This is a genomic window from Candidatus Binatia bacterium (assembly GCA_036563615.1).
GTDB lineage: Bacteria > Desulfobacterota > Binatia > UBA12015 > UBA12015 > DATCMB01.
The window spans coordinates 17277-40887 of the sequence record DATCMB010000007.1 but is presented as its reverse complement, the minus strand read 5'-3'; the positions used below and the strand labels follow the sequence as shown (position 1 = coordinate 40887).

General features: G+C 71.3%; 19 protein-coding genes. 10 read left to right on the top strand and 9 right to left on the bottom strand.

The genetic code is table 11. The annotated features are described in order from the left end of the window. Nucleotides 1-22: 22 nt before the first annotated feature. On the top strand, nt 23-1261 hold the full coding sequence (locus VIS07_07335) for a hypothetical protein (GenBank protein ID HEY8515308.1): 1239 nt from the start codon (nt 23-25) through the stop codon (nt 1259-1261). Between the two features lie 109 nt (nt 1262-1370). Here the strand turns inward: VIS07_07335 and VIS07_07330 are convergent, their stop codons facing one another. Both VIS07_07330 and VIS07_07325 read right to left on the bottom strand, forming a co-directional pair. Beyond that, nucleotides 1371-2444, bottom strand: coding sequence for a hypothetical protein (locus VIS07_07330; GenBank protein HEY8515307.1), 1074 nt, complete (start codon nt 2442-2444; stop codon nt 1371-1373). A 5-nt stretch (nt 2445-2449) separates the two neighbouring features. After that, on the bottom strand, nt 2450-4096 hold the full coding sequence (locus VIS07_07325; GenBank protein HEY8515306.1) for an acyl-CoA synthetase: 1647 nt from the start codon (nt 4094-4096) through the stop codon (nt 2450-2452). Between the two features lie 75 nt (nt 4097-4171). Here VIS07_07325 and VIS07_07320 point away from each other — a divergent pair, with 75 nt between their 5' ends. Then, a complete protein-coding gene (locus VIS07_07320; GenBank protein HEY8515305.1) occupies nt 4172-5089 on the top strand; it encodes a cell wall-binding protein in 918 nt (305 codons plus the stop codon). On the opposite strand, the gene msrA is transcribed toward VIS07_07320, so the two are convergent. Both msrA and VIS07_07310 read right to left on the bottom strand, forming a co-directional pair. Next, nucleotides 5090-5773, bottom strand: a complete 684-nt coding sequence (gene msrA, locus VIS07_07315; GenBank protein ID HEY8515304.1) for a peptide-methionine (S)-S-oxide reductase MsrA — start codon at nt 5771-5773, stop codon at nt 5090-5092. Between the two features lie 77 nt (nt 5774-5850). Then, complete coding sequence (locus VIS07_07310; GenBank protein HEY8515303.1) at nt 5851-7506, bottom strand: acyl-CoA synthetase; 1656 nt, start codon at nt 7504-7506, stop codon at nt 5851-5853. A 171-nt stretch (nt 7507-7677) separates the two neighbouring features. On the opposite strand from VIS07_07310, the gene VIS07_07305 reads away from it, so the two are divergent. Further along, complete coding sequence (locus VIS07_07305; protein HEY8515302.1) at nt 7678-8136, top strand: nitroreductase family deazaflavin-dependent oxidoreductase; 459 nt, start codon at nt 7678-7680, stop codon at nt 8134-8136. A gap of 61 nt (nt 8137-8197) precedes the next feature. Here VIS07_07305 and VIS07_07300 read toward each other — a convergent pair whose 3' ends face one another. Next, entirely contained in the window at nt 8198-9871 is a 1674-nt protein-coding gene (locus tag VIS07_07300) for a class I adenylate-forming enzyme family protein (GenBank protein HEY8515301.1), read from the bottom strand. 153 nt (nt 9872-10024) lie between these two features. Here VIS07_07300 and VIS07_07295 point away from each other — a divergent pair, with 153 nt between their 5' ends. Further along, nucleotides 10025-11575 (top strand): carboxyl transferase domain-containing protein, encoded by a 1551-nt coding sequence (locus tag VIS07_07295; GenBank protein HEY8515300.1) that lies wholly within the window; start codon nt 10025-10027, stop codon nt 11573-11575. Nucleotides 11576-11630: 55 nt separating this feature from the next. Here VIS07_07295 and VIS07_07290 read toward each other — a convergent pair whose 3' ends face one another. Next, complete coding sequence (locus tag VIS07_07290; GenBank protein ID HEY8515299.1) at nt 11631-12854, bottom strand: SGNH/GDSL hydrolase family protein; 1224 nt, start codon at nt 12852-12854, stop codon at nt 11631-11633. A 269-nt stretch (nt 12855-13123) separates the two neighbouring features. Here VIS07_07290 and VIS07_07285 point away from each other — a divergent pair, with 269 nt between their 5' ends. Next, entirely contained in the window at nt 13124-14917 is a 1794-nt protein-coding gene (locus tag VIS07_07285) for a carbamoyltransferase (protein ID HEY8515298.1), read from the top strand. Nucleotides 14918-14962: 45 nt separating this feature from the next. Here VIS07_07285 and VIS07_07280 read toward each other — a convergent pair whose 3' ends face one another. Together VIS07_07280 and VIS07_07275 are read right to left on the bottom strand one after the other, a co-directional pair. Further along, nucleotides 14963-15847 carry an exodeoxyribonuclease III gene (locus tag VIS07_07280; GenBank protein HEY8515297.1) on the bottom strand — a complete coding sequence of 295 codons (885 nt, stop codon included), beginning with the start codon at nt 15845-15847 and terminating at the stop codon, nt 14963-14965. A gap of 46 nt (nt 15848-15893) precedes the next feature. After that, nucleotides 15894-17258 (bottom strand): glycosyltransferase family 2 protein, encoded by a 1365-nt coding sequence (locus VIS07_07275; protein HEY8515296.1) that lies wholly within the window; start codon nt 17256-17258, stop codon nt 15894-15896. An 89-nt stretch (nt 17259-17347) separates the two neighbouring features. Here VIS07_07275 and VIS07_07270 point away from each other — a divergent pair, with 89 nt between their 5' ends. Then, the gene (locus tag VIS07_07270) at nt 17348-18634 is read left to right on the top strand and encodes a hypothetical protein (GenBank protein ID HEY8515295.1); all 1287 of its coding nucleotides are present in this window, start codon (nt 17348-17350) and stop codon (nt 18632-18634) included. Between the two features lie 8 nt (nt 18635-18642). On the opposite strand, the gene VIS07_07265 is transcribed toward VIS07_07270, so the two are convergent. Continuing rightward, nucleotides 18643-19173 (bottom strand): class IV adenylate cyclase, encoded by a 531-nt coding sequence (locus VIS07_07265; GenBank protein HEY8515294.1) that lies wholly within the window; start codon nt 19171-19173, stop codon nt 18643-18645. 183 nt (nt 19174-19356) lie between these two features. Between VIS07_07265 and VIS07_07260 the strand changes: the two genes are divergently transcribed. The 4 genes from VIS07_07260 to VIS07_07245 all read left to right on the top strand — a co-directional run bounded on the left by VIS07_07260 (nt 19357) and on the right by VIS07_07245 (nt 23546). Then, complete coding sequence (locus tag VIS07_07260; GenBank protein HEY8515293.1) at nt 19357-20685, top strand: HAMP domain-containing sensor histidine kinase; 1329 nt, start codon at nt 19357-19359, stop codon at nt 20683-20685. Between the two features lie 8 nt (nt 20686-20693). Continuing rightward, the gene (locus VIS07_07255) at nt 20694-22142 is read left to right on the top strand and encodes a sigma-54 dependent transcriptional regulator (GenBank protein HEY8515292.1); all 1449 of its coding nucleotides are present in this window, start codon (nt 20694-20696) and stop codon (nt 22140-22142) included. A gap of 78 nt (nt 22143-22220) precedes the next feature. Beyond that, nucleotides 22221-22949 carry a PspA/IM30 family protein gene (locus VIS07_07250; GenBank protein ID HEY8515291.1) on the top strand — a complete coding sequence of 243 codons (729 nt, stop codon included), beginning with the start codon at nt 22221-22223 and terminating at the stop codon, nt 22947-22949. Nucleotides 22950-23126: 177 nt separating this feature from the next. Beyond that, entirely contained in the window at nt 23127-23546 is a 420-nt protein-coding gene (locus tag VIS07_07245; GenBank protein HEY8515290.1) for a cupin domain-containing protein, read from the top strand. Nucleotides 23547-23611: the final 65 nt, after the last annotated feature.

The window sequence follows — 23611 nt, the reverse complement described above, 5'->3', positions numbered from 1 at the left end:
CCGGTCGATTATCGTGCGCGCCATGTCGGCGCAGACGACGTCGAGCGCAGCCGCTCCTCCGGCCACCGACGCCGCGCCCATCACTGCGCTCGTCATCCTCGGCATGCACCGCAGCGGCACGTCTGCGCTCGCGCGCTGCTGCAACCTGCTCGGCGTCGAGCTCGGCAACGAGTTCATCCCCACGCAGCGCGACAACGAGGCCGGCTTCTGGGAGGACGCGCGGATCAAGGACGCCGACGATCGCGCGCTCGCGACGCAGGGCCTGGTGTGGGACGACGTCCGGCCGCTGCCCGAGCGCTGGGCGGAGGCGCCGGGCATCGCCGAGGTCCGCGAGCGGCTCGCCGAGACGCTGCGCAGCCTCGCCGCGTCGGGCACGCCGTTCGGCGTCAAGGACCCGCGCATCAGCCGGCTGCTGCCGCTCTGGCTGCCGCTGCTCGAGGGCGTCGGCGCGACGCCTGGCTTCCTGCTCGCCGTGCGCCACCCCGCCGAGGTGGCGGACTCGCTCGCGCGGCGCGACGGCCTCACCCCGGCGCGCTCGCACCTCCTGTGGCTGCGCTACACGCTCGAGGCCGAGCTGCACACCCGCGGTCACCGCCGCGCGATCGTGCCGTTCGACGCGCTTCTCTCCGACTGGCGCGCGACGCTCGAGCGCGCGGCGCGCACCCTCGGCTTCACCTGGCCGCGGCCGTTCGACGCCGCGGCACGGGAGATCTCGTCGTTCCTCGACGCGAAGCTGCGCCACCACGTCGCCGCGCAAGCCCCCGCCGCCGACGTGCCCGCGATCGCGCGCTGGACCGGCGAGGCCTACGCGGTGCTGATCGCGATGCGCGAGCACGACACGGCGGAGCAGCGCGCGCGCCTCGACCGTCTGCGCGCGGGTCTCGCGGCGGCCGACCACGCGATGAGCCCGGTCGTGATCGAGCTCGAGGAGGAGATCTCGGCGCTGCGCTCGGGCAAGGCGAGCGGCGACGACGAGGGCGGACGCTCGGCCCGCGAGCGCGAGCTCGACCGCGTCCGCCGCGAGCTCGCGGTCGCGCACGACGTCGCGAAGCGGCTCGAGGAAGAGCTTGCGGGCGTGCGCGCGGCTCTCGCCGAGCAGACGCAGGCGCTCGCCGAGCGCACGCAGGCGCTCGCCGCGCGCAGCGCCGAGCTCGAGGACGCGCGGCGCGTGCTCGCGGGCGTCGAGCGCTCGCTGTCGTGGCGCGTGACCGCGCCGCTGCGGCGCCTCGCGGCGGCGCTGCGGCGCGTGCGCGGACGCTGAGCGTCGCGGAAGCGCTCGGACTGAAGCGCGCGGCCCGGAAGGGGGGTGAGCCGTACGCGTGCGCTTGCGCGATCTCAGCGCGCGCGAGCCGCGCGGCCGCGAGCGCGCGTCAGCGCAGCTCGCGTCGGTACGCGAGGTAGCTCGCGCACACCCGACCGCCGAGCTTCTCCGCCGTGCGCCGCGACGGCCAGTTGTCGTCGAGCACCAGCGTGTAGCTGAGAAAGCGCGCGCCGCGCCGCGCGAGCTCGAGATATCCCGTGCCCGCCATCGCCAGGTTGAGGCCCTGGCCGCGCGCCGGCTCGCGCACCGCGATCGCGAGCACGTTCAGCTTCTCGTCGTCGCCCAGACGGTGCCCGTGCTTCACCACCGCCTGCCAAGAGGTCTCGGGCACGAGCCACAGCGCGCCGAGCGGCTCGCCGTCGCGGTAGGCGAGGAGCGAGGAGTCGAGCATGCCGGCCGGCGTGAGCCCGGCGATGATCGTCGCCATCTCCTCCTCGGAGAACGGCGTGTAGCCCCAGTGCCGCCGGAAGGCGTCGTCCCACACCATGTGGAAGTCGGCGGCGCGGCGCTCGATCGGCACCTGGCGCAGCGTCAGGACGTCGAAGCCCGCGCGCCGGCCTTCCTCGACCGCGGCCCGCCAGCTCGCGATCCGCTCGGGCGTGACCTCGATTTTGTAATCGACGAAGCCCTGCTCGGTCTCGAAGCGCGCGTCCTTGAGCAGCGCGTGGTAGTACGGCGCGTTCTGGCGCAGCACGCTCGGCGGCAGCGTCTCGTAGGCGTCGATCGCGAACGGAAAGTCGAACACGCCGAAGCCCGCGCGCGCGGCGGCCGCGCCCTCGTCGGCGAGCCAGAGGCAGGCGCGGTCGAGCAGCGCCCGCACGGCGACGCGCGTGCCGGGCAGCGCCTCGAAGAGCAGCAAGTGCCCGAGGCGCTCGCTCCACAGCTTCTGGTAGCGCTCGTCGATCGCGGCGACGACGCGGGCGACGATGCGTCCGTCGTCGCGCGCGACGAACGGCCGCAGGCGGCGATCGACCGAGAACGGGCTCTCGCCGGTGAGGAAGGGTAGCTCGATCGTCGGATCGGGACCCCAGCGTGCGCGCCGTCCGGCGTGGACGACGTTGTGGAAGTCGATCAGCTCGCCGAGCTCGGCGCGGCTCCTCGGCGTCTCGATCACGACCGCCATGCGTCTCAGCCGGCTTTCGACCTGGCGAGCGCTTGCTCCTTCGCCCAGCGGTAGTCCGCCTTGCCGCTCGGGCTGCGCACGATCTCGTCGAGGAAGAAGATCGCCTTGGGCAGCTTGTAGCGCGCGACGTGACGCGCGCTCTCGGCGACGAGTTCGTCGACCGTCGCCGACGCACCGTCGCGCAGGCGCACGAGCGCGACCACCTCTTGACCCCAGCGCTCGCTCGGCCGGCCGACGACCACCGCGTCGTACACGGCGGGGTGGTGCTTCAGCGCGAGCTCGACCTCCTCGGCGAAGATCTTCTCGCCGCCCGAGTTGATCGTCACCGAGTCGCGGCCGAGGAGCTCGATCGCGCCGTCCGCAGAGACGCGCGCGCGGTCGCCGGGCAGCGAGTAGCGCACGCCGCCGATCGTCGGGAACGTGCGCTGCGTCTTCGGCTCGTCGCCGAGGTAGCCGAGCGGGACGCGGCCGGTCTTCGCGAGCCAGCCGATCTCGACGTCGCCGGGACCGAGCACGCGCGAGCAGTCCTCGCTCAGCACGCAGTTGTCCGGCACCGGCACGAACGACCCCGACGCGATCTCGCTCGGGCGCGTGCTGAAGCTCTGCCCCTGACGTCCGGTCTCCGACGAGCCGACCGCGTCGAGCAGCGTGACCTTCGGAAGGAGCTCGTGCAGCGCGCGCTTGAGCGTCGGGCTGAGCGGCGCGCCGCCCGAGACGATCAGGCGCAGCGAGTCGACGTCGTACGAGCCGCGCGCGAGCGCATCGACGAGCGGCCGAGCGAACGCGTCGCCGACGATCAGCATCGAGGTGACGCGCTCGCGCTCGATCGTGCGCCAGACGTCGTCCGCGTCGAGGCGCCTGGTCTCGCCCTGGATCACGACCGTGCCGCCGGCGTGGAAGGTGGTGAACGCGTTCCAGCTCGCGGCGCCGTGCATGAACGGCGGCGCGGGCAGCGAGCGCGCCTTGCCACGCTTCGCGTGCTCGACGATCTGCTCGAGCGACTCGAACTCCGCACCGTCGGTGCGACGTCCGCCGAGCGCGGTGACGAAGATGTCGGCCTGGCGCCACAGCACGCCCTTCGGCATGCCGGTCGTGCCGCCGGTGTAGATGACGTACAGGTCGTCCGGCGACCAGCGGACGTCGGGGCGGTGCGCGGGCGCCGCGGCGAGCGCCTCCTCGTAGTCGACCGCGCCCGGCAGCAGCGCGTTGCCGGAGTCGTCGGCGACCTGCAGCAGGACGTCGACGCCGCCGACCTCCGGCAGCACCTTGGCGAGCATCGGCGCGAAGCGCGCGTGGTAGAGGATCGCGCGCGGGCGCGCGTCGCGCAGCAGGTAAACCAGCTCCTCCTCGACGTAGCGGTAATTGACGTTGAACGGCGCGACCCGGGCCTTGAACGCGCCGAGCATGCCCTCGAGGTACTCGCAGCCGTTGTAGAGGTAGAGCGCGAGGTGGTCCTGCCCGGACTCCCAGCCGGCGAGGCCGTCGCGCTCGCGCACGTTTCCCAGGCCGCGCGCGAGCAGGAAGTTCGCGAGCCGGCGCGTGCGGTCGTTGACCTCGGCCCAGCTCAGGCGGCGATTCTCGTGGACGATGCACTCGCGCTCCGGGATGGCGGCGGCGATGGCCTCTTGGACGGCGGCGAGATTGAAGTCCATGCGCTTGTCCTCGTCGCCGCGCTTTAGCTAGAAGTCCGCGGTCCCGCATGCCGCGGGGCGGGAGAGGATGCGCCGATGCGGAGCTGGGATCGGGTCGCAGGCTGGGCTTCGTGGTTGGTCGCGTCGGCGACCGTGCTGACGCTGGCCTGCGGCGGAGGTGGCGACGGCGGCGTCTTCCTCGAGTCGGTCGCCTTCGGCAACGGCACCTTCGTCGCGGTCGGCGAGACCAACCTGACGTACGTCAACTCCGGGCCGGGCTGGGCGACGTTCGGCGCCGGCGTGCCGTCGCTCAACGACGTCACCTACGCGAGCGCGCAGGGCCTCTTCGTCGCGGTCGGCGACGGCGGGGCGATCGTGGTCTCGGTCGACGGCACCGGCTGGGTGCAGCAGCTCTCGCCGACCGGCTTCAACCTGCACGGCGTCGCGGCCGGCGCAGGGACGATCATCGCGGTGGGCGACCTCGGGACCGTTCTTTCGTCCACCGACGGCGTCACCTGGACGCAGCAGGCGATCGGCACCGACGTGCCGCTGTACGGCGTCGGCTTCGGCGAGGACGCGACCTTCGTGGCGGTCGGCGCCGGCGGCGCGATCGTCACCTCGACCGACGCGGGCGCGACCTGGACCGTGCAGAACGGCGGCATCCCGACCGACCTCTACGCCGCCGCCTTCGGTCCGCCGGGCTGGGTGCTGGTGGGAGCGAGCGGCACGATCCAGTTCGCTGCGACCTCGGCCGGACCGTGGCAGGTCGCGGCGTCGGGCGTCCTGCCGAACCTGAACGACGTCGCGTTCGCGCAGGGCATCTACGTCGTCGTCGGCGACGAGGGGAACATCCTGACCTCGCCCGACGGCCTGAACTACGGCTTCCGGGTGTCCGACACCGGCCAGTACATCAACGGCGTCGACTACGGGAACGGCACCTTCGTCGCGGTGGCGACCGGTGGGCGCGTGCTTTCGTCGATCGACGCCGTGGTCTGGCAGAACGGGAAGATCTGATCACTCGCGCGCCGGCGGACCCCACAGCTCCTCGAGCCGCTGGTCGCGTCCGCAGCTGTAGCGGTAAAATTTGTATCTGATCGGATTCTTCCGGTAGTAGTCCTGGTGGTACTCCTCGGCCGGGTAGAACTCGGTCGCGGGGACGATCTCGGTGACGATCGGCTTGCCGAGCTTGCCCGACGCCTCGAGCTTGCGCTTGGACTCCTCGGCGAGGCGCTGCTGCTCCTCGTCGTGCGTGAAGATCGCCGTGCGGTACTGCGAGCCGAAGTCGCAGAACTGGCGGTTCGGCGTCGTCGGGTCGACGTTGCGCCAGAAGACCTCGAGCAGCTTCTCGTAGCTCACCTTGCTCGGGTCGTAGACGATCTCGACCGCCTCGGCGTGGCCGGTGCCGCCCGCGGAGACTTGCTCGTAGCTCGGGTTCGGCGTCGTGCCGCCGGTGTAGCCCGAGGTGGTCGACACCACGCCCTCGAGCTCGTCGAACGGCGGCTCCATGCACCAGAAGCAGCCGCCCGCGAAGGTCGCCTTGGCGAGCCCGGCGGTCGCGGCCGGCGCGGGTGCGCGCGCGGCGGTCGGCGCCGGCTCCGGCGCGGGGGCGGCGCCGTAGGCGGACGCTGCTCGAGCCGACGTCGCGCCGAGAACGGCGACGGCGAGCGCCAGCAGACATCGAAAGCGTGCAGCCACCATCCTGTCCTCCGTCGCCGGGCGCGCGGCACCCGCGCACCGGCCGCCGGCGTGCGACGCGTGAGTCTTCTCGGTCGGCGTTACGACGAGCCGGCGAGCGCGCGCGTCGCGGTCTCCTTCGCCCAACGGTAGTCCGGCTTGCCGCTCGGCGCACGCACCAGCGAGTCGACGTAGACGAACGCCTTCGGCAGCTTGTAGCGCGCGATCTGGGTCGCCGCGGCCTCGCGCAGCTCGTCGTCGCTCGCCTGCGCGCCCGGGCGGAGCTGGACGAGCGCCGTCACCTGCTCGCCCCAGCGCTCGCTCGGCGTGCCGGTGACGATGACGTCGTACACCGCGGGATGGTGCTTCAGCGCCTGCTCGACCTCCTCGGCGAAGATCTTCTCGCCGCCCGAGTTGATGCACACCGAGTCGCGGCCGAAGACGCGGATCGTGCCGTCGGCGGCGACCTGGCCGCGGTCGCCGGGCACCGCGTAGCGCGTGCCGTCGACGACGGGGTAGGTCTTGCGGGTCTTGGCCTCGTCGCCGAGGTAGCCGAGCGGCACGCGGCCGGCGCGCGCCACCCAGCCGACCGCCTCCTCGCCCGGCTCGAGACGCCGCGTGAGCTCGGCGTCGAGCACGCAGGTGTGCTCGTCCATCTTGAACGCGCCCTGCGTCGAGTCCATCCCCGCCATCGAGATGGTCGAGCCCTGCGCGCCGGTCTCGGACGAGCCGAAGCCGTCGAAGATCATCAGACCCGGGATGGCCTCGAGGAGCGCGCGCTTCATCGGCGCCGACAGGATCGCGCCTCCCGAGCCGATGATCTTCAGCGACGACAGGTCGTACTTCTTCTTTTGTAGTTGATCGAGCAGCGGACGGGCGAACGCGTCGCCGACGATCGACAGCGTGACGACGCGCTCGCGCTCGACCGTCGTCCAGATGTCGTCCGGGTCGAGCGTGCGCGTGTTGCGCTGCACGACGATCGTGCCGCCCGAGTGCCACATGATGAAGCCCGCCCAGTGCGCGGCGCCGTGCATGAAGGGCGGCGCGGGCAGCGAGCGCATCTCGGCGCCCGCCTTGCAGCGCTCGACCAGCTCCTCGAGGCTCGTCACCTCCGGTCCGCCGAACATCTTGCCGCCGAGCGCCGCGAAGAAGATGTCCTCCTGACGCCACAGCACGCCCTTCGGCATGCCGGTCGTGCCGCCGGTGTAGAGGATGTAGAGGTCGTCCGGGCTCGGCTGGCAGTCGGGCGGGGCGTCGCTCGAGTCGGCGAGCGCCTGCTCGTAGTCGAGCGCGCCCGGCAGCAGCTTCTCGCCGCTGCCGTCCTCGACCTGCAGCAGGAGCGCCATCTCGGGGAGCTTCGGCAGCACCTCGCGCAAGAGCGGCGCGAAGCACGCGTGGTAGACGATCGCGCGCGTGCGCGCGTCGCGCAGCACGTAGAGCAGCTCCTCGGCGACGTAGCGATAGTTGACGTTGAACGGCGCGACGCGCGCCTTGTACGCGCCGAGCATCCCCTCGAGGTACTCGTGCCCGTTGTAGAGGTAGAGCGCGAGGTGGTCCTGGCCGGACTCCCACGGGGCGAGCTCGCTGCGCTCGACCCGGCAGCCGAGACCGCGGGAGCGCAGCAGGTTCGCGAGCCTGCGGGTGCGCAGCTGCAGGTCGCGCCAGGTCAGGCGGCGCTGCGCCGTGACCAGCGCCTCGCGGTCCGGGATCGCGTCCGCGATCGCTTCGTTGATCACGCCGAGATTGAACGACGACATTCGCTTCGCTCCTCGAGGGAAATTCGGTCCACCGCAGGCCGCAGCCGGCTCTCCGTATAGCGGCCGCTACGCGGCTCGGACAAACGCAGCGTGGGCATCGACGCCGGGCTGCCGTGCCCGAGGTCGTACACCCGCCTTGCGCCGCGAGGCGGGGTGCGCAAGGTGGTGCGCATGTCCGTTGGTCTGAAGCTGCTGAAGGCGGTCGGCGAGAGCCCGTTCTGGAAGGTCACCGGGCGGCTGCACACGGCGCTCTACCGCGCGACCGGCGGGCGTGTCGGACACTCGGCGGGCCGCATCACGAATCTGCTCTTGACGACGCGCGGACGGAAGTCCGGCGCCGAGCGCACGGTCGCGCTCGCGTACCTCGCGGACGGCGAGCGCTTCGTCGTGGTGGCGTCGAACGGCGGCTCGGACCGGCATCCGGCGTGGTTCCTCAACGTGCGCGCGGAGCCGCGGGCGCGCGTCGAGGTCGCCGGTCGCACGCTGGACGTCACCGCGCGCGAGGCGACCGCCGAGGAGCGCGCCCGGTTGTGGCCCGAGCTCAAGGCCGTGAACCCGTTCTACCGCAGCTACGAGCAGATCACGTCGCGTACGATCCCGGTGGTGATCCTCGAGCCCGTAAAGGCGTGAGACGCGGAGCGCGCCGAGAAGAGGTGCGGCGTCCTGCGAGCGCGCTCCGTGCGCGCCCGCGTCACTCCTCGACGAAGCTGCTTCGCGCCTCGCCCGCGAGCACGTGCTTCAGCACCTTGCCGGTCGCGTTGCGCGGCAGCTCGTCGCGCAGCTCCCAGTGCGTCGGCACCTTGAAGTACGCGAGCTTCTCGCCGACGAAGCGCGCGAGCTCGGCGAAGTCGGGACGCGCGCCCGGACGCGGCACGATCACCGCCTTCACCTCCTGCCCGAGCTCCTCGTGGTCGACGCCGATCACCGCGGCCTCGGCGACGTCGGGGTGCTCGACCAGGCGGTTCTCGATCTCGACCGGGTAGACGTTCTCGCCGCCGCGCAGGATGAGGTCGCGCTTGCGCGCGGAGAGGTAGAGCCGCCCGTCGAGCATGCGGCCGACGTCGCCGGTGCGCAGCCAGCGTCCCGGCGCGATGGTCTCCGCGGTCTCGCGCGGACGGTTCCAGTAGCCGAGCATGACGAGCGGGCTGCGGATGCACACCTCGCCCTCGTCGCCTTCGGGCAGCGCGCGACCTTCCGGGTCGCGGATCTCGATCTGCACCGTCGGCAGCGGACGCCCGACCGACTCGGGGTAGCGCGCCCACTCCTCGCCGTTGATCAGCGTCGCGAGCGCGCCGGACTCGGTGCTGCCGTAGCCGTGGCCGAGCGTGCCGCCGAAGCGGATCGAGGGAAACGCCTCGCGCATGCGGCGCTGCAGCTCGGGCGGGGTCGGCGCGCCGCCGCCGCCGATCTGGCGCAGCGACGAGAGGTCGTAGCGGCCGAACTCGGGGTGGTTGATCATGCGCTGCACGACGGTGTTCATCGCGCCCCAGCTCGTGACCTTCTCGCGCTCGATCGCGCGCATCGCGGCGACCGGATCGAAGCGTCCGACGCTCCACACCGAGCGGATCCCCGACGCGAGGCAGGTGATCGCCGCCGTGTGCAGGCCCGAGACGTGGAACAGCGGGTTGGTGACGTAGATGCAGGGCGGCGACGCCGGCGGCGCGTCGGCGGGCGGTGGCGGCGCGAGCATCATGTTGCGCAGCCCGGAGTAGGTCGTGAGCCCGACCAGCGCGATCACGTTGCGGTGGCTCTGCACCGCGCCCTTCGGCCGCCCGGTCGTGCCGCTCGTGTAGAGAATGATCGCGGGATCGTCCTCGGCGATCGGCTGATCGGGCAGCGGCGCGTCAAGATCGAAGTTCCAGAGCGCGTCGAACTCGGACTCGATCTCCACCACCGGCACGCCCGGCGACTCGCCCGCGAGGCGCGCGAGACGCTTCGCGTCCGCGACCAGCAGCTTGGGCTCGCAGTCGCGGACGCCGTAGAGGATCTCGTCGCCCGTCCACCAGCCGTTGAGCCCCACGGCGATCGCGCCCAGGCTGACCGTCGCCCAGAAGGTCACGATCCACTCGGGGCAGTTCGCAGCGAGGATCGCGACCCGGTCGCCCGGTCCGACGCCGAAGCGCTCGCGCAGCGCCTTGGCGACGGACGCGACCGCGCGCGCGTGCTCGGCGTAGGTGATGCGCCGCTCGCCGAAGATCAGGTACTCGGCGTCGCCGAAGCCGACCGAGCGCTCGACGAACGCACGCAGCGAGGGCGCGCGGTTCTTGAACACCTGCATGCGCTCGCCGAGGACGTCCTCCTCGACGACCTCGAACATCCCGCCGGGGCCCAGCAGCTGGGCGTCGACTTCCTCGACCGTCGCCATGCCGAGCGGTATGCCCGCGCGCGCCGCCGGCCGCAATCGACGCGCGGTCCGAACGCGCTGCGGTCGCGCGACGTGGACGGGCGAGCCGAGCGCCGCACGCACGTGCGTCGCGCGCTTGAGCCGCAACCCCGCGCGGAGCAAGATCCGCGCACCGTGCCGACGCCCTCGCAGCCCCCGGACGACGACGCGATCCCGCCCGCGTGGCGGCCGATCCTCGCCGACCTCGCGCACCGCCGTGCTGCCGGCGAGGCGATGGGCGGGGAGGAGCGCGTCGCGCGCCAGCGCGCGAGCGGCCGGCTCGACGTCCGCCAGCGCATCGCGACGCTCTGCGATCCGGGCAGCTTCGTCGAGCTCGGCGTGCTGGTCGGCGACGCCGTCCGGATCCCGGCCGACGGCTTCGTCGCCGGCGTCGGGCGAATCGACGGCCGCGAGGTCGCGGTCGGCGGCGAGGACTTCACGGTGCTCGGCGGCTCGATCGGCATCCGCGCGCACGCCAAGCGCCACCGGCTCTGCGAGCTCGCGCTGCAGGAGCGCATGCCGCTCGTGCTGCTGCTCGACGGCGCCGGCGAGCGCGCGCAGAACGCCCTCGAGCGCTACCCGCGCGCGCCGAACGACCTGCAGGTGCTGGCGCGGCTCTCGGGGCTCGTGCCGAGCGTGGTCGCGATCCTGGGACCGTCGGCCGGGCACTCGGCGCTGGCGGCCCCGCTCGCCGACTTCGTCGTCATGACCGAAGCTGCCTGCGCCTTCGTCGCGGGGCCGCCGCTCGTGCAGAGCGCGACCGGCGAGGTGACGACCAAGGAGGAGCTCGGCGGCAGCGCGGTGCACGCGGCGAGCGGGCTCGCGCACGCGGTCGCGCCCGACGACGCGGCGGCGCTCGGGCTCGTGCGCCGCTACCTCGGCTACTTCCCGTCGAGCGCGTGGCAAGCGCCGCCGCGTCTCGACCCGTCGCAGGCCCGCTTCGCCGACCTCGGCGAGCGCCGCCTCGACGCGATCCTCGACGTCGTCCCGGCGGATCAGCGCAGGGCCTACGACATGACCGCGGTGCTCGAGCTGCTGGTCGACGGCGGCGAGCTGCTCGAGCTGCAGCCGGGCTACGGACGCTCGATCTTGACCGTGCTCGCGCGCCTCGGCGGCGAGCCGGCCGCGATCGTCGCGAGCCAGCCGAGCGTCAAGGCGGGCTCGATCGACGCCGACGCCGCCGACAAGGCGGCGCGCTTCATCGAGATCGCGGACGCGTTCCATCTGCCGGTCGTCTTCCTCGCCGACACGCCCGGCGTGCTGGTCGGCAAGGCCGCCGAGCGCGAGGGGACGCTGCGGCGCGCGATGCGCATGTTCGCGGCGCAGGCGCGCATGCGCGGCGTCAAGATCCACGTCACGCTGCGCAAGGTGTACGGCGTCGCGTCGTGCCTGATGGCGATGAACCCGTTCGACGGCCAGACGGCGACGCTCGCTTTCCCGTCCGGGCGCATCGCCGCGATGCCGGCCGCCGGCGCCGGCGACGCCGCGCGGGCCGACGAGGAGACGCGCGAGCGTCTCGACGCGAGCGAGCTCGGCGGCGTCTACGGCCCCGCCGACTCGATGAGCTACGACGACGTCATCGACCCGCGCGAGCTGCGCAACCGGCTGCTGCACGCGCTGCGCGTGGCGCGCGGGCGCGCGAGCGAGCCGCCGACGCCGGTCGCGCGGACCGGCATCCGGCCGTGAGCGGTCGCGCGCGGCCTGGCGCGAGTATCCCGGCGCGAGCGGCCGCGCCAGCCAGCTAGCGGCCTTGCAGCTCGCGGATGCGCCGGGCCAGGATCTCGGCCGCGAGCTCGTGCCCGCCGGCGTTCCAGTGGTTGTCCTGCACGTAGTACAGGCGGCCCCCGTCGCCGAGCTCGGCCGCGACGCGGCGGTACTCTTCGGTCGGCTCGATGCAGTCGAGGCGGTAGTTCGCGCAGATCTCGTCGAAGCGTTGCTTGACGCGGGACGGGTCGAGCTGGTCCTGCGGCAGACCCAGGCGGGCGAGGATCGGCGCCCAGTCCTGCTCGTAGACCACGCCCTTGAACGGGATGTGGAAGACGATCAGCTTCGCGCCGGCCTCGTTCGCGACCTCGTTCATGCGCTCGAGGATCGCGCCGGTCATGCGCCAACCGTTCATCGTCGCGGGCGGCTCTTCTTTCTGGAAGACGCTGAGCTCGTCGGCGACGCGCGGGCCGCCGTTGTCGTCGTCGTCCTCGTCGCGCGGCGAGACGAGGCCGAGCGCGGTCGCGGCGCGGCGCAGCCCGGGCGAGTTCTCGAGCGCGAGCGAGAAGAGGGCGTAGATCTTCGAGTTGGCGCGAATCCAGTGCTTGAGGCCGCGTCCGGTCTCGCGCTTTTTCTTCTTCGGGCGCGCGTCGGGGACGGGCACGTTGGTCAGCTTGAGCTCGCCGTTCTCGAGCACGTACGCAGGCTTCTCGCCGCGCCAGTACTTCGACTGGCCGTTGAACCAGACGTCGTTCATGTAGAACATCACCACGACGACGTCCGGCTGGTACTTGACGCCCTCCGACTCGAGCCAGATCAGCTCCTGGTCGGTGCTGTAGCCGGCGGTGCCGAGCGCGATGACCTCGTAGCGCCGCGACGGATCCTGCTCGGAGAGCAGCTTCTCGAGGCGCTCGGAGACGCGGTCCTCGAGGTTCACCGAGTATCCCTCGATGAAGGAGTCGCCGAGGATCACGACGCGGTACGTGCCCGGCGGCTTCTCGTACGAGCGCTCCGGGCCGCGGAAGCCGCGCGAGTTGTACTGCAGGTGGACGTCGTACTCGTCGGTCGAGAACCAGCCGTCGGCGTTCGGCACGTTGCGCCAGCCGCGCTGCGGGTCGTGCTCGACGTAGAAGCGCTGATGGCTGGTCTTGGTGCGCGGGTACCCGACGACGTGCAGCACGACCTCGAGCAGCAGCACGGAGACGAGGATCGAGAACGCGGCGGCTGCGAGGCCTGGCAGGATGGAGCGGGCTCGGCTCATGGGTGGGAACTCGTATCAGAAGGCTGGCGGCGGGAGCGATGGACGATGCCCGGGCGCGCCGCCCCGGTCAATGCAGATCCTGACGGGAGACCCCGCGACCGCCGCTCGGCTGTGCCGAACCCCATAGCGACGCGCGGGCCGTGCGATGCCGAGCCCCGGCGACGCAGAAGCGTGCTTGTCCACGCAGTGCCGGTCGGGTAGCTTCCTGAGACTTGCTCGCGCCCACCCCAGCGACCCGTCTTCGAAATTTCGTACGCAGGGATTAGCTGATGTACATCCTCGGCCTCTCCTTCTATTACCACGACAGCGCGGCCGCTCTGGTCCACGACGGAGTCGTCGTGGCCGCCGGCGAGGAGGAACGCTTCTCGCGCGTGAAGCACGACAGCCGCTTCCCGTCGCTCGCGGTGGACTTCGTGCTGAAGAAGGCCGGCATCACCATCCACGACGTCGACTACGTCGTCTTCTACGAGAAGCCGTTCCTGAAGTTCGAGCGCCTGCTCAGCACCGCGTTCGCGACCTTCCCGCGCTCGCACCGCGTGTTCACCGAGTCGATGCGACGCTGGGTGACGGACAAGCTTTGGATCAAGCCGCTGATCCGCGAGAAGCTCGGCGTCGACCCGAAGAAGATCCTGTTCTGCGAGCACCACATGTCGCACGCGGCGGCGTCGTTCTTCTGCTCGCCGTTCGACGAGGCGGCGATCATCACGGTCGACGGCGCGGGCGAGTGGTCGACGGGCACGGTCGGCGTCGGACGCGGCACGAAGATCGAGCTCGAGCAGGAGGCGCGCTTCCCGCACTCGCTCGGCCTCCTGTACTCGGCGTTCACCGCGTACTGCGGCTTCGAGGTCAACGAGGGCGAGTACAAGCTCATGGGCATGGCGCCCTACGGGCAGCCGCGCTACGTCGACCGCGTCAAGAAGATGATCAAGATCGGGTCGGACGGCTCGTACTGGCTCGACCTCGACTACTTCGCGTTCCACTACTCGCCGGACAACACGCTGTCGCCGAAGTTCTCGGAGGTGATGGGGCGGCCGCCGCGCGATCCGTCGCTCGGCGACAAGTCGCTCGACCCGTTCTACTGCGACGTCGCGTCGTCGATTCAGCACGTCACCGAGGAGATCATGATCGCGCTCGCGCGCAACGCGCGGCGCAAGACGGGTCTCAAGAACCTCTGTCTCTCGGGCGGCGTCGCGCTGAACTCGGTCGCGAACGCCAAGGTGCTGCGCGACGCGGGCTTCGAGCAGATCTACGTGCCGCCCGCGCCGGGCGACGACGGCGGCGCGATCGGCGCGGCGCTCTGGGCGTACCACCACCTGCTCGGCAAGCCGCGCGTCGCGGCGCTCGGCCACGCCTACCTCGGCTCCGAGTACTCCGAGAGCGAGATCGGCGACTTCCTCAAGGAGTACGACCTCAACTACACCCACATCGACGACGACGAGCGCTTCTTCGAGCGCGTCGTCGACGATCTCACCTCGGGCAAGGTCTGCGGCTGGTACCGCGGACGCTTCGAGTGGGGGCCGCGCGCGCTCGGTGCGCGCTCGATCATTGCCGACCCGCGGCGCGCCGAGATGAAGGACATCGTGAACGCCAAGATCAAATTCCGCGAGGCGTTCCGTCCGTTCGCGCCGAGCGTGCTCGGCGAGCGCTGCGAGGAGTACTTCGAGCTGCCGAACGCGATGTCGCACTACCCGGCGCGCTTCATGCTCTACGTGGTGCCGGTGTGCGAGGACAAGCGCGACGTGATCCCCGCGATCACCCACGTCGACGGCTCGGGCCGTCTGCAGACGGTGATGAAGGAGACCAACCCGGCCTACCACCGGATGATCGAGCTCTTCGGCGAGGCGACCGGCGTGCCGGTGATCCTCAACACGAGCTTCAACCTGAAGGGCGAGCCGATCGTCGAGACGCCGCTCAACGCCTTCAACACCTTCACGCGCTCGGAGATGGACGTGCTCTACCTCGGCAACTTCGTGGTCGAGCGCGCCGCGAAGCGCAAGATCGTCGAGGACTCGCGCTTCGTCCTGCGCCACGAGGGCGATTCGGTCGTCGCGATGGTGTCCTGACCGGGCGCTCGCCGACGGCGAGCCCCGGTTCCGCCGGTCGCGCGGCTAGGCGGGGCGTCCCGCGCGGCGCGCGGCGATGCGCGCGTCGGCGGCGGCCCAGCCGGCGTCGAGCTCGCGTCCCGGCGTGTCGAGGTCGATCAGCACCGGCGCGTGGTCGGACGGCGTCGGCTTGCCCTTGCGCGCCTCGCGGTCGATCTCGGCCCACACGACCCGCGGCGCGACGCTCTCGCTGACCAGCAGGTGGTCGATGCGCATGCCGAAGTTCTTCTGGAAGCAGCCGGCGCGGTAGTCCCACCAGCTGAAGCGTCCCGGCTGCGGGTGGTGCATGCGGTAGGCGTCGCGCAGCCCGAAGGCGCAGAGCCGCGCGAAGGCCTCGCGCTCGCGCTCCGAGACGTGCGTGCCGCCGTGGCAGGCGCTCGGATCCCAGACGTCCTCGTCGGTGGGCGCGACGTTGAGGTCACCGCCCAGCACGAGCGGCTCGTCGGGCGAGCGCGTCTCGCGCAGCCAGCGCACGAGGCGCTCGAACCACGCGAGCTTCGCCGCGTAGAACGGCGAGTCGACGGCCCGGCCGTTCGGCGCGTACACCGAGATCACCCGCACCCCGCCGCACACCGCCGAGATCATGCGCGCCTCGCGCAGCGGCTCGTCGTCCGGCACGTCCGGCGTGCCATCGGGACGCAGCTCGACGCCGAAGTTCGTCACCACGTCCGCGATGCCGACCTTGCTCGCGATCGCGACGCCGTTCCAGCGTCCCTCGCCGTGGTGCGCGAGCTCGTAGCCGCGCTCGGCGAACTCGGCGACCGGCGCCGCCTCGTCGGTGCACTTGGTCTCCTGCATCAGCAGGACGTCGGGCTCGGCGCGCTCGAGCCACCACCAGACCTTCTCGAGGCGCGCCTTGAGCGAGTTCACGTTCCAGGTCGCGATGCGCATCCCGTCGTTCGTAGCACGCGACGCGACGTCGCAGAGAGCGCTCGCGTCAGTCCGCGTTCGCGGACGGCGGCGACGGCTGCGGCGCGGCGGCCCCGCGCAGCGTCGACGGCGAGAGCAGGCGCATCGTCGCGTAGCGCAGCGCGCCGTAGGCGAACGAGAAGCCGTTGTAGAGGTGGTAGAGCAGGTGGAACGGGATCGCCGCGAGCGCGAACGGACGGCCACGCTTCGCCGCGAGGAAGAGGTAGAACTGGTTGTTCAGCGCGATGATCGCGCCGAGCACCGCGAAGCAGGCGAACACCACCGGGTCGCGCGGGAAGTGCGCGATGGTCAGCGCCACGGTGAGCAGGAAGAAGCCGGCGAAGAACAGCGTCGTGCGCCGACGCTCGGGCGAGCCGCGGCGGTATGCGTAGCGGTGCCGCAGGAAGAGCAGCACGTAGGCGAGGAACAGCGGCAGCGCGAGCGCCGGCATGCCGTACCAGAAGCCGAGCGCGACGATCGTCGCCATCGTCAGCCCGACGAAGAGCGCGCCGCGCTGCGAGTCGCTCGGCGACGCCGCCTCGAGCCAGTAGCGCGAGAGCTGCAGGAAGAGCAGGGCGAAGAGCGGCGTCAGGAACGCGCCGCCCCAGCGCACGGCCGCGAACGCCGTCATGCCGAGGAGCACGAAGACCAGCGCGACGCTGACCCGCTGGCTCAGGTGCAGGTTGAGGTCGTTCGGCATGTTGCGGTCGCGCAGGATGAGCTCGGTCCACGGCACGCCGCGGTCGAAGATGTCGGACTTGAGGAGCCCCCAGAAGGTCCAGCGCTTGAGATGCTTGACGGTGAGCGACGGGTCGAGCTCGATCTTGCGACCGGCGCGCACCAGCCGGTAGCCGAGCTCGATGTCCTCGATCGCGGGACGCTTGTAGGACTCGTCGAAGCCGCTGTGCGCGAGCAGCACGTCGCGCCGGATGGCGCCGCAGCCGCTCCAGAAGGTGCTCGCCCGCCGCCGGCCGCGGTGGTGCACGAAGGCGTGCATCAGATTCTTGTACTGCGACAGGAAGTCGGGAGAATGCGGGTCGTCGTCGTAGGAGCCGATCAGCGCGTCCAGCGTCGGGTCGGCGGCGAAGGACGCGGCGACCTTGGCGACCGAGCTCGGCTCGACGCAGACGTCGGCGTCGATGAAGAAGACGACGTCGCCGCGCGCGTGCCGGGCGCCGAGGTTGCGCGCGTGCGCCGGTCCGCGGCGCCCGCCGGTCGAGAGCACGGTCGCGCCGTGACGCGCGGCGATGGCGGCGGTGTCGTCGGTCGAGCCGTCGTCGACCACCAGGCACTCGAGCGGCGCCACGGTCGAGCGCGCGAGGTGCGTGAGGCAGGCGTCGAGGAAGGGCGCGGCGTTGTACGCCGGGATGACGACCGAAATCGACGGTTGCAAGCGCCTTCCCCTCTTCTCGCTCGGGCAGGAAGCTAAAGCGCGACCGACGCTCGATTGCAAGGTGCGCGTCAGGTCGATAGCTCGCGCGCATGCCGCCACGACCGCGGTCGCTCGCCGCAGCCTGCTTGACGATCGCCGCCTTCGCCGCGCTGATCGTCGCGCGGAATCCCGACGCGCTCTTCACGCCGCAGTTCTGGGCCGAGGACGGCTGCGAGTGGTACGCGCGCGCCCACAACTCGGGCGCGCTGCGCAGCCTGGTGCAGCCCTTCGGCGGCTACCTGCAAACGTACCCGCGGCTGGTCGGGATCCTGAGCGTCGCCCTGGGCCTGCGGCACGCGCCGCTGGTCATGGCGCTGTGCGCCCTCGCGGTGCAGGCGATCGTGCCGGCGTTCTTGATGTCGAGCCGCTTCGAGTCGGTCGTTCCGGGGCGGCTGCGCCGCCTCGCGCTCGCGCTGGTCCTGCTCACGGCGCCGAACCTCTACGAGGTGCACCTGAACGTCAGCAACTCGCACGTCCACCTCGCGCTGCTCGCCTTCCTGGTGGTGATCGCGCCGCCGGCCGCGTCGCGGGGCTGGCGCGCGTTCGACGTCGGCGTGCTGCTGCTTTCGGGCGTGAGCGGACCGTTCTGCGTCCTGCTGCTGCCGGTGGCGGTCGTCGCATGGCTGCACGACCGCGAGCGCTGGAGCCGCGTGCGGCTGCTGTGTGTCCTCGTGCCGGCCCTGGTCCAGCTGCGTCTGCTCTACGGCGTGCCCGGCAGCAGCCGGATCGGCTGGCAGCCGGACCTCGGCGCGTCGCTCGTGGGGCTGCTCGAGATCCTCGGCGGTCAGATCTTCGTCGGCGGGCTGGTCGGCGTGGACGCCTACGCGCGGCTCCACGAGACCGCCTGGGGCGGGCACGCCTGGCTCCCCGCCGTGCTCGGCGCGCTCGGGCTCGCGTTCCTCGTCCGCGCCGTGCTCGTGACCCGCAGCTTCGCGCTGCGCGCCCTCCTGATGTTCGCGGGGCTGCACCTCGCGGCGGCGCTGCGCAGCCCGTTGATCTTCGGAGAAGGACGGCCGTGGGAGCTCCTGCAGCGGCCGTACGCCGGCATGCGCTACTACTACTTCTCGATCCTCGCCTACCTGGCGACGCTGCTCTGGACCGCGGTCGCGGATCGCAGCCGCGCGCTGCGCGTGGTCGCGTGCGGCTTGCTCGCCGTGCTGCTCGTGACCGGGATCCCGGCGGACTTCGCGCTGCCGCGTCAGCCGGATCTGCGCTTCGCCGAGCAGGTGGCGCGCTTCGAGGCGGCGCCGCTGCGCGAGCGGGTCGAGCTGCGCATCACGCCGCCGCCGTGGACGATGACCATCGTCAAGCGTCGGCGGTCGTTCCGCTGGTGGTGAGCGGTGCGCTACGCGGCGCCGCGCAGCAGGTCCGAGTACGACGTCGCGAGCAGGTCCGCCGCCTCGACGCCGAAGGCGCGCATGAGCTCCTCGCACTGCGCGCGCAGCGTCTCGAGCGGACGGTCGCCGCGCTCGTCGATCGCCTCGATCTCGACGAAGGTGCCGAGGCTCTCGACCTCGTCGAGGTGGATCTTGACGTTGTCGAGGAAGAAGATCTCGCGCCGCTTGTCGACCACGACGTCGACGCCGAGCGCGCGCTCGAGGATGGTCTTGAGCGGCGAGCCGGGCTCGGTCGGGAGCAGCGTCACCTGCGAGAGCTTCGGACCGCGCTCGTCCGAGCGCTGGTAGTGGATGAGCGCGTTCTCGATCGTCCCCTCGCGGAGCTTCAGGCGGCCGTGCGCGACGCGGAAGTAGGTGTCGATCTGGCGGTCGAGGCCGACGCGGCGCGCGCCGCGCCGCTCGAGCTCGGCGCGGACGCGACCGTGGTCCGCGCAGCGCGCCTTGATCTCGACGTTTCGGCGGCTCCCGCCGTCGCTCATGGTGCAGTCGATTCGCTGCAGTACCCGACCGATGGCCGCAGCGCGTGGCTTGCGGCAGCTCCGCAGACCGGCTGATTTTTCCCGGGAATCCGCGAGCTTCCCGAGTGGCATGCGAGTTGCCGTCGCTCGGCCCCGGCGGCTGCGCTAAGCCTGTCTTCTCGGCGCTCCGCGAGGAAGCACGACATGATGGCAGTCATCGGGTTCATCGTCGCCTTGATCCTCTTCAAGCATTTCTCGAGGCGGCTCAAGCACTACCGCCGGATGACGCTCGATGGCGACCTGGAGGAGGCGATGCCCTACGCGACGAGCTGGCACCGCGAGTGGGAGCGCCACTGGGCGGAGAAGTTCCGTCGGCACGAGGAGCGCCGCGCCTGGTGCATGGCGCACCACGGTCGGCGCAAGTCGAAGTCGAAGCGCAAGCGGGGCTGGCACGATTGGTACGACGACGAGGAGGTGCGCGTCGGCGCGCTCGACGGGGCGGCCAACGGCTCGCCTGCGAGCGAGCGCGTCGCCGAGACCGGCCACGACGCCAAGCCCGCCGCCGCGAGCAAGCGCGACGAGCGCAGCACGCCCGAGGCCGCGATCCTGAAGCGCGCGCGACGCCGCGCCGCGGCCGAGGTCAGCTTCTACGGCCACCTGATGAGCTACCTCGGCGTGATGGCGTTCCTCGCGCTGATCAACATCCTGACGACGCGCTACCCGTGGTTCCTGTGGCCCGCGCTCGGCTGGGGCATCGGGCTCTTCGCGCACTACATGGCGGTGTTCGGCTCGCGGACGCTCAAGGAAAAGTACTTCTACCCGGCCGTCGAGCGTGAGGTGCGCCGCGAGACCGCCAACGTCCGCACCGAGAAGCAGGCGAGCATCGACGAGCTCTCGGCGACCATCGCGCACGAGATCCGCAACCCGATCGCCGCCGCGAAGAGCCTCGTCCAGCAGATGGGCGAGGACCCGCGCTCGGTCGAGAACGTGCAGTACGCGCAGGTCGCGCTCGAGGAGCTCGACCGCGTCGAGAAGTCGATCTCGCACCTGCTGCGCTATGCGAAGGAAGAGGACCTCGAGTTTGCGCCGACCAACCTCGCGAGCGTGGTCGACGCGGCGCTCACCGAGATGCGCGCCAAGCTCGACGCCGCGCAGGTCGCGGTCGCGCGCAACTACATCGGCGGCCCGACGATCGTCGGCGACGCCGGCAAGCTGCGTCAAGTATTCGCCAACATCATCGACAACGCGATCGACGCGCTGGCCCCCGTCGAGCACGAGCGCAGGGTCGACCTGTTCATCGAGAACGGCATCCCGAACCGCGCGCGGGTGCGCATCCGCGACAACGGCATCGGGATCCCGAAGGAGAAGATGGATCGGATCTTCAACCCGTTCTTCACCACCAAGGAGAAGGGGACGGGTCTCGGCATGGCGATCTCGAAGAAGATCGTCGAGGCGCACGAGGGCGCGATCGACGTGCTCAGCGAGCCGCAGCGCGGCACCGAGTTCATCGTCACGCTGCCGCTGCCGCACTGAGGGCCGCGATGCAGGGAAGAGTTCTCATCGTCGACGACGAGAAGGCCCTCGTGCTGGCGATCAAGGGTCTGCTCGTCAAGGAAGGCTACCAGGTCGAGACCGCCTACAGCGGCGAGGACGCCGTCAAGCTGATCGAGACCGGCAGCTTCCACGTCGTGATCACCGACCTGAGCCTGGGCGGGATCAGCGGTCTCGAGGTGCTCGAGCGCGCGCGCGCGATCGATCCCGACCTCGCGGTGATCATGATCACCGCCTACGGCTCGGAGAAGGTCGCCGTGCAGGCGATGAAGATGGGCGCGGCCGACTACCTGCCGAAGCCGTTCGACAACGACGAGCTGCGCGTCGTCGTGCGTCGCGTGATGGAGACCGCGCTGCTCAAGCGCGACCACCGCCGGCTGCTCGAGCAGGTGCAGAGCGCGTACGGCTTCGAGCAGATCGTCGGCACGAGCCCGGTGATGCAGCGGATCTTCGCGACCATCGACAAGGTCGCCGACACCGACGTTACGGTGCTGATCCGCGGCGAGAGCGGCACTGGCAAGGAGCTGGTGGCGAACGCGCTGCACTACCGTAGCCCGCGCCGCTCGAAGCCCATGATCAAGATGAACTGCGCGGCGCTCAACCGCGAGCTCGTCGAGAGCGAGCTCTTCGGCCACGAGAAGGGCGCGTTCACCGGCGCGGTCACGCGGCGCGAGGGCAAGTTCGAGGCGGCGAACGGCGGCACGCTGTTCCTCGACGAGGTCGGCGACATGCCGCTCGAGACGCAGGCCAAGCTGCTGCGCGCGATTCAGGAGAAGGAGTTCGAGCGCGTCGGCGGCAACCAGCCGATCAAGGTCGACGTGCGCCTGATCGCGGCGACCAATCACGATCTGGAAGAAGCCGTGCGCCGCGGCCGCTTCCGCGAGGACCTCTACTACCGGCTGCGCGTCGTCGAGCTGGTGATCCCGCCGCTCGCCGAGCGGCGCGAGGACATCCCGCTGCTGATCGACCATTTCCTCAAGCAGGCGGCGCAGCGCTTCAAGCGCGAGCCGAAGCCGCTCTCGGGCGACGCGCTGCGCGCATGCTTGACGCACGAGTGGCGCGGCAACGTACGCGAGCTGCGCTCGGCGGTCGAGCAGGCGCTGCTGCTCGCGTCGGGGCCGGAGATCACCGCGGCGGACCTGCTGCCCGCGTCGTCCACGAGCGGCGCGTCGCCCGCGCGCTCCGCGGCCGTCAACGGCGACGGCGCGTCCGCGCACGCGGCGAACGGAGCTTCCGACCCCGCCGCGATCTGGGGCGCGCGCTCGTTCCGCGAGGCCAAGGAGAAGCTGATCTACGACTTCGAGCGCCGCTTCCTGCTCGATGCCCTGCGGCGCAACGGCGGCAACATCACGCGCGCCGCCGAGGAGATCGGCATGTACCGCCAGAGCTTCCAGCAGAAGATGCGCGAGCTCGGCATCACCCCGGACGACGCGGTCTAGGCCGCGCGCCCGCGCACCACGTACGCACGCTGCGCGCCGCAGTCGGGCGCGCCGGCTTTCGCTGGAAAGGAGCGAACGATGGGATTCGTGTCTCGACTCTACAACCTCGTCCGCGGCGCCCTGTCGAACTGGATGGGCGGCCGCGAGCAGAAGAATCCGGCCGCGGTCTACGAGGCCGCGATCCAGCAGCGCCTCGAGCAGTACGTCACGCTGCGCCAGGCGACGGCCGGCGTGCTCTACATGCGCAGCAAGCTCGCGCGCGATCTCGAGCTCAAGGCGTCGGCGCTCAGATCGCTGAACCGCGAGCTCGACTACGCCGTCGAGCACGACCACGACGACGTCGCGCTGGCGCTGATCTCGCGTCGCGAGGCGCTGTCGGCCGAGGTCAAGCGCGTCACCGACGAGCTCGCGGACCTCAACCGCGAGGCCGAGGCGGCGAAGAAGAACCTGATCGCCTTCCAGGGCGAGGTCGCGCGGCTGCGCGAGGAGAAGGCGCGCACGCTCGCGCGGCTCGCGAACGCGAAGGCGCGCCTGCGTCTGCAGGAGACGATCAAGGGCCTCTCGCCCGACGCCGACATCCAGGCGCTCGAGGAGGTGCGCGCGCACGTCGAGCGTCTGGTCGCCGAGGCGCAGGTGAGCCGCGAGGTCTCCGACGTCGAGCTCGAGCGCAAGCTCGAGTGCATCCGCGAGGCCGAGGCGACCACCGCGGCGCGCGCGCAGCTCGAGGAGATGAAGCGCGCGCGCAAGCGCTCGCTGGTCCCGCTCGACCTGAAGGACGGCGCGGCGGTGCAGGCCGCAGCGTCCTGAGCGGCGTCAAGCGCCGATCTGCTCGGGGCGTCGGCATTGCGGCGCCCCGAGCGGCGCTCCGGAACGACTCCCGAGTCGTGTCAAGGCGGCGCCTCCGCCCGCGCGGCCATTTTCGCCGACCCGCGTTGCCTCCCGATCCGTCCGGGCCATGATGGAGACAGCCAGAAGGAGGCGCCCATGCAGGCAAAGGATCAGGGACCGTCGCCGTACGTGGTCGACATCGAGGAGACGACCCTCGCCAACGCGAACTTTCGCACCGCCGCCTGGACCGGGAAGCACTTCCAGCTCACCTTGATGACGATCCCACCCGGCGGCGAGGTCGGGCTCGAGGTCCATCCGGACACCGACCAGTTCCTGCGCCTCGAGCAGGGCAGGGCCAAGGTGCTGATGGGCCGCGCGAAGAACGAGCTGTCGCGCACCTGGCAGGCCGAGGCGGACTGGGCGATCATCGTGCCCGCCGGCACCTGGCACAACATCGTCAACATCGGCGACGAGCCGCTGAAGCTCTACTCGATCTACGCGCCGCCGCACCATCCGCACGGCACGGTGCACGCGACGTACGAGGACGCGATGGCCGCCGAGGCCGAGGAGCACTGACGCAGAAAGTCCAGGGCGGGGCGCGCCGGCGAGGCGTCCCGCCGTCGCGCCGCCCGGCGCGGGCA